Here is a 12,194-nt window from a genome sequence, read left to right as displayed (position 1 = left end):
GGGTGGGCCGGTGGGGTCCCGGGGGAGCCGACGCTAGCCGCAAATCTGCGGCGATGACGGCCCCCGCCTGGGAAGCTACTGATCATGACAATCCCGTTACCACCGCACCCCACCGGCCTCCCCTACCACCGCATGGGCCACTGCACTGGCCGTCACAGCTGGTGGCGGCCAGTACTCGGCACTGTGCTGGCTCTTGGCGCCTACCTCGTAGTCAACCTCTTGCTGTTCGCCCTCTCCTACGGCTTCGGGGCAGCGGCCGGACTCCGTGAACTGCCCGACGGCGGCTACGACTTCGGCCCGATCGCCAACACGGCCCTGGACCTCACCTTCATCGCGGTCGCCCTGCCCTTGATTCTGCTGGCCGTTTGGTGGCCGGGGCGGCGACCGCCCGGCACCCTGTCGTCGGTCGCCGGACGGCTGCGGTGGCGCTGGCTGGTCCGGTGTCTGCTCGCCGCGATGCTCCCCGTGACCGTGCTGGCGGTGTCCGTCGTCCTCCTGCCCGACAGCGGAGGCGACTCGGGGGAGTCCGTCGTATGGGTGGGCGGGCGTTCGTTCCTCATCTCGCTGGTCGTGCTCGCCGTCTTCGTCCCGGTGCAGGCGGCGGCCGAGGAGTACGTGTTCCGGGGCTGGCTGACGCAGGCGGTTGGTGCTTTCGTCCGTTCGCCGTGGTTCGCGGTGATCCCGCAGGCCGTGCTGTTCGCCGCCGCCCACGGCTGGGGCACCAGGTGGGGCTTCATGGGCCTGCTGGTCTTCGGTCTGGTCTGCGGCCTGCTGACCATCCGTACCGGCGGCCTGGAGGCTGCCGTCGCACTGCACGCCCTGAACAACCTGCTGGCCTTCGGCGTCGCGTCCGCTGTCGTCGACGGGCTGTCGTCCGACGAGACCGCCGCCGACTCTTCCTGGCAAGTCGCCCTCGTGGACGTGGCAACGAGCCTGATCTACGCCGCGCTCGTGCTGTGGCTCGCCCGACGCCACCGCCCCCAGCGCCTCTCACCGCCGGTGTCCGGGGCCGCCTCATCGCCCGCGCCGCACCTGCAACCGCAGGGCGCTACGACGCTCAAGGTCCCGCCCGGCCATGCCGGCAGTGAGGTCCCGCCTTCACCATGGCCGTAACCGTGGCTCGACCAGAGAGTCCGGCGCCGGTGTTTGAGTGGTCCGTCCAGGATCAACGAGGTGGGGTGCGTTGACCGCGCGCCAGCGGGCCTGGGGCGCAGACAGAGCAGCGGGAGCGTCTCGCCGATCTTCGGGGGTGACCTGGGATGCCCTCGATCAACTGAGGGCGACCGGCATTAGGCGTGCACCGGCGGTCGGAGGGTGCCTCGAACGAAGAGCAGGCACGAGCTCCGGTGATCATGGAGTTCTCTACGCTCAGTGATCACAGGAGGGCTCGTGCCTGTTCTGCCATCGTGCCTGCTCGACCCCCTGTGGGACCAATTCGCGGCGCTGCTGCCCGAGCACGTGGACACCCACCCGCTGGGCTGCCACAATCCGCGCATCCCCGACCGGATCGTGTTCGAGCACGTGATCGCCGCCCTGGTGCACGGGAGCGGCTACGAGCGCGTCGCCGGGCCCGGCTGTTCGGACCGCACCATCCGACGGCGCCTCACATACTGGGCCGAGCTGGGGATATCCGCGCAGGTCCACGCTCTGGCGCTGCAGGCGTACGACCGCATGATCGGCCTGGAGCTCGGCGAGCTGTCCGTGGACGGCTGCATCACCAAGGCGCCCTGCGGCGGCGAGGCCGCCGGACGCTCCCCGGTGGACCGGGGCAAGCAGGGCCTGAAGCGCTCGGTGGCCTCCGAGGCCCGCGGCGTCCCACTCGGCCTGGTCTCAGCCGGGGCCAACCGGCACGACTCGCCCCTGCTGGTGCCGACCCTGGAAGCCGCGAAGATCCAGGTTGGGCCGCTGCCTGAGCAGGTAAACGTCAACCTGGACCGCGGCTACGACAGCGACAAGACCCGTTGTGCACTTGCGGAACTCGGCTTCACCGGCGAGATCGCCCGCAAGGGCCTGTCCGCCCCGGTCCAGGCCGGCACGAGGTGGGTGATCGAGCGGACCCACTCCTGGATGAACGGCTTCGGTAAGTTGCGGCGCTGCACCGAGAAGCGCAGCCTTGTCGTGGACTTCTACGTCTACCTGGCCGCCGCAATCGTCACGCTGCGTATGCTCACCCGCCGTGCAACCCCGCTCTACCGCTGGGATGGACGCCCCACCACCCGCAGGCTGAAGTAACGCCTAGCTCAAGCGGGTCGCCGGCCTCACCCAGCCCTGGTACGGCGGCCCGTGGCGTACCCGTACGAGCACGACACCCGCTCCCACGCCATATGTGAGGGACGCCACACCCGAAACCCGCACAACCCCCCGCCCTTCCCGAAGGTCTGGGTCGGCGGTGGGAAGACACCGTCTGCCCACCGCCGACCCAGAACGAAGGAAGGCATGAACCGAGCCACTCGTGCGTCGGCCCTCGCCGCGACCACCGTCCTCGCGACGACCGGAGCCCTGCTCACGTGCACGTCCGCCGCCGGCGCCGCCACGGCGACGGCGACCTGTACGTCGCCCGTCTTCAAGCGCCAGTTCTACGCGAACACGACCTTCTCCGGTACGCCGAAGAAGACCGACTGCGACTCGAAGATCGACCAGAACTGGGGCACCGGCGCCCCCGCCACCGGCCTGCCCAGCAACTACTTCAGCGTGCGCTGGACGGTCACCCGGGACTTCGGTTCCGGCGGCCCGTTCTCGATCCCCGTCGAGACCCGCGACGGCCTGCGCGTCTACCTCGACGGCACCCGCAAGGTCGACATCTGGAAAAACGTTTCGACGACGCAGACGAAGACCGTCAACATCACGATCCCGTCCGGGACGCACACCCTCCGCTTCGACTTCGTCAACTGGACGGGCGCCGCGAACGTCAAGGCGGACTACCTGCCCCGCACGTCCGCCACCGTCGACACGGTCAAGCCCCTCGTGCCGACCGGCACCTCCCTGACGTACGACTCCTCGTACCAGGCCAAGTTCAGCTGGACGGCCAACAAGGAGATGGACCTCGCGGGCTACCGCGTGTACCGCCGGCTCCAGGGCACCTCGTACGGCACCAAGCCGCTGGCCACGACGACCTCCACCTCGTACACGGACACCACGCTGCCGAAGAACGGCGCGGTCTACTACTACGAGGTCCGCGCCTACGACAAGGCGGGCAACGAGTCCGCGGGTACGGCGGACAAGTCCGTCACCACCGTCGACCGGACCGCTCCCGCGGCGCCGACGGGTATCGAGGACAGCTGGAAGCCCGACTACTCCGACAAGGTCAACCTCTCCTGGAACGGGAACACCGAGGCGGACCTCGCCGGGTACAACGTGTACCGCTCCACCACCGGCAGGCCGGTCGCGCTCACCGCGGCGAACCGGCTGAACGGCGACACGCCGCTCGCCTACTCCTGGTACCAGGAGCCACTGCCGCAGACCGGTGACACGTATTACTACGTCATCACGGCGGTCGACACGCACGGCAACGAGTCCGCGGCCTCCGGCACGGCGGAGTTCTACACGCGGGACAAGACGGGCCCCGTGGACACCGCGTACAACGCGAAGGCCGTCGAGGACGAGCGCGGGGTCACGCTGACCTGGGACAAGTCCGAGGTCAACAGCGACGACTTCGTCGGGTACGTGGTCATCCGTTACGACAAGCCGCGCACGGAGAGCGGGCGCACGCCCGTGCTGGTCGGCGAGCACATCCAGGGCACGTCCTTCACGGAAGCGGCCCCGCCGCCGGGCACCACGCACTACTACTCGGTCGTCGCGGTGGACGACTCCGGGAACGGGGGCACCCCTTCCGTCGAGATGCCGGTCGCCGTCGCCGGGAACAGCACGCCGCCGCCCCCGGTGACGGGCACGACCGCCACCGCCAAGGAGAACGGCGTCGCGCTGAGCTGGGACGCCAGTGATGACCCCGGCCTCGACCACTACCGCATCCTGCGGGGCACCCTCGTCGACGGCGAGTGGGTCTACAAGCCGCTCATCGACGGCTGGACCCTCAAGCCCAAGGAGTTCACGGACACCCACTACCTCGACCGGATGGCCGCCGACGGCGAGCAGTTCCGCTACAGCGTCATCGCCGTCGACCAGTACGGCAACCAGCTCACCGTCGAGACCGGGGCCCCCGTCCAGGACGTCACCGAGCTCGACCTGCGCCCCGACGCCGACGCCGGCCCGGCCATGGGCGACAACCCCGTCGGCAACCTCCACGGCGACGTGACCGGCCGCGTCGCCTGGTGGCTGTCCAGTGACACGGGCGCCAACGGCAGCAAGGTGACCGGCTTCAACGTCTACCGCTGGAACCCGTCGACCCACGTCTTCGACAAGGTCGACACCCAGGCCCGGGGCGACGTCGCGGGCTGGGACTACTACGACGCGGCGCTGCCCAAGGGCACGACCACGTACTACCGCGTGACCGCCACCCTCGCCGACGGCACGGAGACGGACGCCCGCGAGACGGCGATCGCCTCGGTGGACTAGCTCCCGCCAGGGGAAGCAGTGGAGGCGCCCGGTCGGAGTTCCCGGCCGGGCGCCTCCCTGTTTTGTGCCGCTGTATGCGTCAGAGCGAGCCGCGGGCCGCTGCCTCGACGAAGTCCGAGAACGCCTTCGGCGTCACCTTGAAGGCGGCCGCGCCACCACCCGCAGGCTGAAGTAACGCCTACTGCCGGACGCTCTGAGACGGTTTTCAGGTTCTGTCTCAGTTGCTCGTGGGCATCTGTGCCGGTCTGGCGGTGCTGGCACATGGCCTCGCCAGCGCTCACAAGCACAACCGAAGCCGCGCGACGAGTGCCGCCTGTCCGCACTGCGGCGACCGTCTCGGCAGTAACTCACACCGGATCCGGCAGGTCGATCGACGCGAGCCTGGCCGGGTCGGTCACGAGTGCGATGGCAGCGATCCGGCCCTCGGTGACGGTGAACGCGATGACCGAGAGCGGGGTGCCGTCCTCACGCCAAGACACGAACCCTGGAAGGCCGTTGACGAGCACTGCTCGCCCCCGCGCGGCTGCGCCGGCGGAGAGTCGCGCGCCGGCGGCGACCTGGGTGGCGCCGAGGATGACGACCACACCATCGGGGGTGTCGGCAGTCAGCCTCACCTCGGGGTCGAGCACACGCAGCAGTCCCTCGAAGTCGCCGCCGCGAGCCGCTGCCAGGAAGGCCTGGACCACCTCGCGCTGCTCCCGTCCGACGACCGTTGGCCGCTCGGTCGCCTGCACCTTCCTGCGGGCGCGGCTGGCGAGCATCTTGGTGGCGGCGGTGGACTTGCCGAGGATGTGGCCGATCTCGTCGAACGGCACCGCGAACAGGTCGTGCAGGACGAACGCCAGCCGCTCGCTCGGCCCGAGCGACTCCAGGACGACGAGGAGCGCGAGCCCGACCGAGTCGGCGAGCGTCACGTCGTCCTCCGGCGCAGGGCCGTCGTCGACCGTCACTATCAGGTCGGGCAGCCTGCCGTCGTAGGACGCCTCAGGGCGGGCCTGGCGCGATCGCAGGATGTCGAGGCTGATCCTGCCGACCACCGTGGTCAGCCAACCGGCGAGGTTGTGGATGGTCGCCGTGTCCTGGCGGGAGAGGCGCAGCCAAGCCTCCTGCACCACGTCCTCGGCATCGGTGTGGGATCCGAGCATGTGGTGGGCAACCGCGCGCAGACGGTCGCGCTGTGCCTCGAACAGCTCGGCCACTGGGTCCGTCGGGCTGGTGTCGGACATGTTGTTACCTTCCTCGAATTTGCTCCGTCATGGGGATGACGGGCCCGGACGGGCACAGGTAACCGATCTAGGAGACGGCTATGGAAATTCGTTCGTTCACGGCGGAGGTCCCGATGGTTCCGCGGATGTCCGAGGACCCCGCGGAACTCGTCCCCGAGCTGGCGGATGTGTCGGCGGCGCTGTTCAGGGTCACCGGCAACGGTTCAGTGCCCCGCTCCACGATCAGCCTGGTCCAGCTGCGCGCCGGTCAGATCGTGGGCAGCACCTACCTGACCGTTCTGCACACGGGATTCCTGCGCAAGGGCGGGGAGTCGGAGGAGCGGATCACGTCCGTGGCGTCCTGGCATGACTCGCCGTACTTCACCGGTGCCGAGCGTGCCGCACTGGCACTTGTGGAAGCGGTGCTCCAGCCGCCCGCAGGCGGCGAGAGGGTTTCCGACGAGCTGTATGCGCAGGCCGCCGAGCACTATGAGCCCAAGGCGCTCGCCACGCTGATGTTCGTGATCGGCCAGGTCAGCTTCTTCATCTCCGTAGCGCTCATCGCCAAGCCGGTGCCCGGCCGGTCGTTCACCGACCCGTGGAATTGAGCAACCGGACTGGTCTGGGGAGCGAGCACGCCGGAACGACTCACTGTTCGGTGAGACGAGTCAATGTCGCCCCCAGCAGTGAGCCGTCTCGCGTAGAGCCGTCGTCGTTGATCACGGCGAGCACAGGGTGTGCCTTCCCGACCACAGTGCAGCGTTCATGTGTGGCCAGGGGCAAGCGATTACGGCCGGTCACAGCGCAGCCCGGTCCCGGCCCGGCGCCGGGGTGAGTGCGGTGGTCGGGATCGGCGGCGGTCGTGCGCGAGGCGTGAGGCTGTGACGGGCAGTGGGCGTCCGCCCCCAGCGGATGCGGTCACAGCGCGGGTCACCCCCTCCTTAAGCACACCAGGCATTCTGGGCAAGATGAGCAGCTCAGGGTATCGGTTCCACTCCGGAACGTGAACATGATCACGCAGAGGTTCCTTGCAAATGTAAACCCCAGAAGGAGAGCATAAGCAGGCTCGCAGAAGACATGCAGAAGCATCCGGCATCGAAAAGAGAAGACGTGCTCTCTACGTATTTCCGCAAGTCCACCGCGACGTTCATCGCGGCGGCAGGGGCTACTGTCCTGCTCGCCGCGCCTGTACCCGCGAACGCATCCACCGAGATGCCCGCAGCAGCGACAGTGAGCGCGTCAAACCCCTGCAAGTCGAAGCACTACTCAAAGGTCGCCTACAACTTCTGGATCGGCCCGAGCAAGATGCCTCTGCGCTGTGGAACGAAAACTTGGGGCTACAACCACATAGTTGAGCGCGGACGCTGGAGCACCAGCTTCAAGAACAAGATCAGCGACACACTCTTCAACGGCTACGAGAGGACACCCGGGGTGTACTACCGATACAAGGTGGGCACCGGCTGCTCCTCGAAGCCGCCGAGGAAAAACTTCAAGGTGGTCGTCAACAAGGGCCCCCTTGGAGGAAAGCCGGGCGGTCTGACACCCCAGGGAATCATTACGGCCACGGTAGAGTACACAACCCCGGCCGTAGCTGCGGCTTCAGCGAGCGCAGAGGCAAAGTGCTGAGAGGACCCATATGGCCACCCCGGAGCAAGTAAGGGAAGCGCTCACCCAAAAACTTTCAGGACTGCAGAGCGAGGGTGGAGGAACCTCTCTTGAAGTCCTTGAGGTGAAGGTGCCATCTGTCTTCCCTGAATTGCTTCTGAAAATCCAGATCAGCTCCTCAGGACAGCTCTGGGAAGTCTCACTTGACTACCAGGGGCATGAAGCGAGTCTGGTGAGCGGAGACCTCTCCGAGGAAACCCTGAATTACCTCGCGTTCCTCGTGCGCACCCACCTGTTCGAGTGGTGGCACACGAAGGACACGGAGAAGTTTTCAGCGCGCATGGGGAAGAGACTGGACTGAGAGGGCGGACGTGAGTTGATGTCCGTTTCTCCCTTTCGGGAGGGGCAAGCGGGCCGGCCGCGGCGAACACCGCGTTGATCTGCTGCTAGGCCGGACGGTCCGGCAGCTTCGGGGCCGGCTGCGCGGGCGGCTGCGGATCGGGCAGCTCCAGCAGCGTCTTGCGGGTGATCCGGACCTCCTCGGCGACCCGCCCGAGCTCGTCGGCCGCCTCATCACCCGCGCCGCACCTGCAACCGCAGGGCGCTACGAGGCTGGAGGTCCCGCCCGGCCACGCTGGCAGTGACGTCCCGCCTTCACCATGGCCGTAGCCGTGGCTTGATGGGATGTCCGGCGTCCGGGCAGTTGCGGAATGCCTGTCTGCGGACACTCCCTGGTGCTGTGCAGGCTTGTGCGGGGGCGGCGAGCGCGCGGTCAGAACCAGTGCAGGCAGTGCGGGGAGCGGTCGGCGCGGAAGAGGGCGTCAGCGAGGGTGGCCGCGCCCGGGCGGTGGGCCCGGATGTGTCCGGCACGCACGAGCGTGCTCGGGGCGGTGCCGCCGAGGTAGACCGAGCCCAGGTCCCTGATGTCCAGGGACAGGTCGGGCTCCCGGTCCGTCGGAACGCAGTCGGCTTTGCCGTCCCGGACGGTCAGCAGATAGCGGCCGTGCTCGCCGAGGAACGGGTCCTCGACCTCGAGGACGAGCTCACCGTCCGTGAACCAGCCGCGCGCGGTCAGAGCACGCGGGACGTCCAGCAGCCGCACCCAGAGCCAGTCCATGTCGCCGCTCACCTCGCCGGCGCGGAAGTCCGCGAGCTGCCAGCGCAGCGGGTGATCGTTCGGGACCTGCTTGAACACGACCTGAGAGACCAGGTCGTGTCCGAGTGCGAACCGGGCCAGGGCCGTGAAGGCGGCGTCGTCGGTGGCGATGGTCTCGTCGACCGTCAGGGTGCCGGACTCGATCGAGTAGCTGGCGTACCCGTCCGGGACGCCGCCGGCGTCACGGTGGACAGCGACGTAGCGCGGCGCCGGCGAGATCGGGGGCTGTCCCGCGTGCAGGGCCCACCAGCGGTGCGGCCGGGACAGCGCGCCGGGCTGGGCGCGGCGATACCGGTCGTAGACCTCTTCCAGAATCTCGCGGCACTCGGCCCGACGCAGCACCTCGACCGAGCCGTTGTGCGAGCCGGTCGCGGGTGCTTGGGCCACTCCGCGCGACCGGGGAACTGCGAGGGCGGCCTTGTGGCGCGGCACCGTCAGTTGCGCCGTGTAGGTCGCCGGTCCATAGCCGAACCTGCCGTAGATCAGGGCCTCAGAGGCCAGAAGCACGGAAAGGAACTCCCCGCGGCCCCGCAGCTCGGTGAGCTGATGCCGCATCATCGCGCTGAGCACGCCCTGGCGCCGGTGCGAGGGCAGGACGCCGACGGCGGTCACCCCGGGGGCCGGGACGAGGGCCTCGCCGGGCAGGGTGAGCTCGAAGGAGTGCGTGGCGGCGGTGCCGACGGGCCGTCCGTCCGCCGTCACGGCGAGCAGGCAGCGGTCCATTTCGAGCGCCGACCACCAGAGCCCACCGCCCTCGACCGGGGTTTCCGGGAAGTGCCCGAACGCGGCATGGACTGTGTCGACGAAGACGGCCAGGTCCTCATCGGTCGTGGAACGAATCTCCATTGCAGCCGCTGCCTCCTCGGGATACCGGCACCACGACTCATGGTGTCTGGCCACAGTGCAGCGTTCATGTCTGGCCAGGGGCAAGCGCATTACGGCCGGCCGCAGCGCAGCCCGGTCCCGGCCCGGCGCTCCGCCCCAGCGGATGCGGTCACGGCACTAGAGGCGCACTCTGCTGATCCGCCAAGCGGCTGCGCCCGTGCTGTTCCCGGCAGCATCAACATCAAGCGTCAGCTGTTCCGGGGAGTCGGACCGTTGCCGTTGCCGTTGCCGTTGCCGTAGGCCGTGGCTCCGGCGCGTTGTCTGGGTCGGAGCTGCAGCCGCTGAGCAGCAAGAGGCTGAGGCCGCCTCCGACGAGTGACATATGTCAGAAGCTGCGCGGAGACACCAGACCGGACTCGTAGGCCAGGACCACAAGTTGGGCGCGGTCGCGGGCGTGGAGTTTGGTCATGGCACGGTTGATGTGGGTCTTCGCGGTGAGCGGGCTGATCACCATGCGGGCGGCGATCTGGTCGTTGGACAGCCCGTGCGCGACCAGGGTGACGGCCTCGCGCTCGCGGGCGGTCAGCTCGTCCAGCCCGGTGCCGGCGACGGTGGGGAGCGGCTGGGTGACGTACCGGTCGATCAGCTTGCGGGTGATGGACGGGGCGAGCAGCGCGTCACCGCGTGCGGCGACGCGTACGGCGTGCACGAAGTCGTCCGGCACGATGTCCTTGACCAGGAATCCGGCGGCGCCGGCGCGCAGCGCGTCGAGGACGTACTCGTCCATGCCGTAGTTGGTGAGGACGACGACGTGCACCTGGGCCAGGGTCGGGTCCGCGGCGATGCGCCGGGTGGCCTCGATGCCGTCGACGACCGGCATCTGGATGTCGATCAGCACGATGTCGGGCAGGTGCTGCCTGGTGAGCGCCAGGGCCTCCGCGCCGTCGGCGGCCTCGGCCACCACCTCGATGTCGTCCTCGAGGTCGAGGAGTGCACGGAATCCGCTGCGAATGAGCGGCTGGTCGTCGACGAGCAGAACACGGATCATGAGGTGTGCTCCACGGGGAGTTCGGCCTGGACGGTGAAGCCGTGCTCGTCGCGCGGCTGAGCACGCAGCAGGCCGCCGAGGGCGGTGACGCGTTCACGCATGCCGAGCAGCCCCAGGCCGGGCGTCGTCACCGTGTCCGGCGTCGCCTTGCCGTCGTCATCGACCCGGACGACGAGTGAGTCGGGCCGGTAGTCGATGCGGACCGACGCGGTCGAGGCGGAGGCGTGCCGGGCGACGTTGGTCAGCGACTCCTGAACGATCCGGTAGGCGGTCCGGCCCACCGCCGCCGGCAGGTCGGGCCGCTTTCCCTCGATCGTCAGCGTCGCTTCGAGGCCGGCCCTGCTCGCCTGCTCCACCAGCTCCGGGATGTGGTCGAGCCCGCGGGGCGGGGTGGTGTCGTCATCGCGCAGCGCCTCCAGGGTGGCGCGCAGTTCCCGGGTCGCCTCACGTCCGGCCTCCTGGATCGCCAGCAGTGCCTCGGGCACCTGTTCACCTCGCCGTCGGGCCACGTGGACGGCGACTTCCGACTGCACCTTGATGATCGAGATCTGGTGGGTGAGCGAATCGTGCAGTTCCCGGGCGATGCGCAGCCGTTCCTCATCGGCTCGGCGCCGCGCGGTCTCCTCCCGGGTACGTTCGGCTTCGTCGGCCCGCCGCTCGGCCTGGCGCAGCGCCTCCCCCGCGGCGAACGCGGCGATCAGCCAAGCGATCTCAAGGACGTGCCGGGCCTGCGCCAACGCCTCAACCGCGGGTCCGTCGTGGAAGACCAGCGCGGTGAGGAGAAGAACAACGAGCATGGTCACGGACGCCGCCACCGTGAGAGCGCGGTGCCCGGCCCGCACCGCGCCGTACACCGCAACCAGGTATGAGACGGCGAGCACGTCGAAACCGGCCGCCTCGTAACCCACCGCGCACAGCCCGGTGACGACCAGGACGGCCAGCGGAGCGCGGCGACGGACGGCCAGCGCGAGACCGCCGGCCGCCAGCAGCGCGTAGCCGAGCACGTCGGAGCCCGCGTCGGGGTGCTCCCCGGACAGCCCGGTGCCCAGCAGCAGGGCTGCCACGCCGAGGGCGATCGTCCAGTCCCTGACCGCGGCCGGAACGCCGAACCGACCTGTATCCATGCGCGCACCTTAGCCAGGCGCCGCCGCGGACGAGTCCCACTCGTGGACGAGCGGCCGGCTACCGCGCCCGCGGTATCCGCGCGGCTCCTGCCGCATCCGCAGCAGGAGCCTGCGGCATCGGCGGCAGCGCGAAGTGTCTGCGCCTGCGGGACGCCCGGCGACGGGGCCGGCGGACACGATCGGGACGCACCGAATCCCGGAAACGAAACGCGTGACAGAGGAGAGCGACATGAAGTCCCCGGAAGCCCTGACGATGTCGATCCAACTCATGACCGCCGCCGAGGGTTACAGCGTCCAAGGGCGAGGTCCGTCCATCGCGGCTGATCTGGTGGCGCTGGCGAGTGTGGCCATCGGCGCGCTGGCGCTGGCCCGCGCCAAAGGACGTATCGGCACCGGCAACGGTCGAACCGGCGCCATCGTGGCCATGGCGGTCGGTCTGACCGGCATGATCCTCGCCGGGGTGGCGCTGGCCATCGCCGACGGCGGCCCCGGCACCGGCAACGGGGTGGTCGGGTCCGTCTTCGCCCTCGTGCTGGGGCTGCTCGGGATGGCCCTCGGGGGGCGGGCTCGGGCGCGCTCGCGCCGCGCCGGCCTACCGGCTGACGGGCTGCCAGGCTGACGGGCTGGTGACTCTCGAGCTTTGAAGCGGTGGTTCGACTCGCAGAGTCCCTACGTCAGTCTTCGCCCACTTGGAGCACGACGACAACAACACCGTTGCC

Annotated in this window: 11 protein-coding genes; 7 read left to right on the top strand and 4 right to left on the bottom strand. The window is 69.1% G+C overall.

The features are described 5' to 3' along the window. Positions 1-84 precede the first annotated feature (84 nt). The 3 genes from CA983_RS13315 to CA983_RS13305 all read left to right on the top strand — a co-directional run bounded on the left by CA983_RS13315 (position 85) and on the right by CA983_RS13305 (position 4,512). Complete coding sequence (locus CA983_RS13315; protein WP_244206855.1) at positions 85-1,113, top strand: CPBP family intramembrane glutamic endopeptidase; 1,029 nt, start codon at positions 85-87, stop codon at positions 1,111-1,113. A 276-nt stretch (positions 1,114-1,389) separates the two neighbouring features. Next, positions 1,390-2,232 carry an IS5 family transposase gene (locus tag CA983_RS13310; protein WP_086601099.1) on the top strand — a complete coding sequence of 281 codons (843 nt, stop codon included), beginning with the start codon at positions 1,390-1,392 and terminating at the stop codon, positions 2,230-2,232. 204 nt (positions 2,233-2,436) lie between these two features. Further along, complete coding sequence (locus CA983_RS13305; RefSeq protein ID WP_086601098.1) at positions 2,437-4,512, top strand: fibronectin type III domain-containing protein; 2,076 nt, start codon at positions 2,437-2,439, stop codon at positions 4,510-4,512. Between the two features lie 347 nt (positions 4,513-4,859). Here the strand turns inward: CA983_RS13305 and CA983_RS13300 are convergent, their stop codons facing one another. Further along, positions 4,860-5,738: a sigma-70 family RNA polymerase sigma factor gene (locus CA983_RS13300; protein ID WP_086601097.1), complete on the bottom strand. Its 879-nt coding sequence runs from the start codon at positions 5,736-5,738 to the stop codon at positions 4,860-4,862. A gap of 80 nt (positions 5,739-5,818) precedes the next feature. On the opposite strand from CA983_RS13300, the gene CA983_RS13295 reads away from it, so the two are divergent. The 3 genes from CA983_RS13295 (at position 5,819) to CA983_RS13290 (ending at position 7,683) form a co-directional block, all read left to right on the top strand. Next, positions 5,819-6,325, top strand: a complete 507-nt coding sequence (locus CA983_RS13295) for a carboxymuconolactone decarboxylase family protein (protein WP_086601096.1) — start codon at positions 5,819-5,821, stop codon at positions 6,323-6,325. A 469-nt stretch (positions 6,326-6,794) separates the two neighbouring features. Then, a complete protein-coding gene (locus tag CA983_RS45835; protein WP_143645492.1) occupies positions 6,795-7,343 on the top strand; it encodes a hypothetical protein in 549 nt (182 codons plus the stop codon). A 10-nt stretch (positions 7,344-7,353) separates the two neighbouring features. Next, complete coding sequence (locus CA983_RS13290; protein WP_143645491.1) at positions 7,354-7,683, top strand: hypothetical protein; 330 nt, start codon at positions 7,354-7,356, stop codon at positions 7,681-7,683. Between the two features lie 411 nt (positions 7,684-8,094). Here the strand turns inward: CA983_RS13290 and CA983_RS13280 are convergent, their stop codons facing one another. From CA983_RS13280 to CA983_RS13270, 3 genes are all read right to left on the bottom strand, one after another. Next, positions 8,095-9,324: a GNAT family N-acetyltransferase gene (locus tag CA983_RS13280; RefSeq protein ID WP_086601093.1), complete on the bottom strand. Its 1,230-nt coding sequence runs from the start codon at positions 9,322-9,324 to the stop codon at positions 8,095-8,097. Positions 9,325-9,688: 364 nt separating this feature from the next. After that, a complete protein-coding gene (locus CA983_RS13275) occupies positions 9,689-10,351 on the bottom strand; it encodes a response regulator (protein ID WP_086601092.1) in 663 nt (220 codons plus the stop codon). Further along, a complete protein-coding gene (locus tag CA983_RS13270; protein WP_086601091.1) occupies positions 10,348-11,475 on the bottom strand; it encodes a sensor histidine kinase in 1,128 nt (375 codons plus the stop codon). Before CA983_RS13270 ends, CA983_RS13275 begins: the two co-directional genes overlap by 4 nt. Before the next feature lie 229 nt (positions 11,476-11,704). Between CA983_RS13270 and CA983_RS13265 the strand changes: the two genes are divergently transcribed. Further along, positions 11,705-12,094 (top strand): DUF6223 family protein, encoded by a 390-nt coding sequence (locus tag CA983_RS13265; protein WP_244206853.1) that lies wholly within the window; start codon positions 11,705-11,707, stop codon positions 12,092-12,094. The last annotated feature ends 100 nt before the right edge of the window (positions 12,095-12,194 follow it).

Origin of the sequence: Streptomyces swartbergensis, from assembly GCF_002148965.1 — a bacterium.
Taxonomy (GTDB): Bacteria; Actinomycetota; Actinomycetes; order Streptomycetales; family Streptomycetaceae; genus Streptomyces; species Streptomyces swartbergensis.
This window is presented reverse-complemented; position numbering and strand designations above follow the sequence as displayed.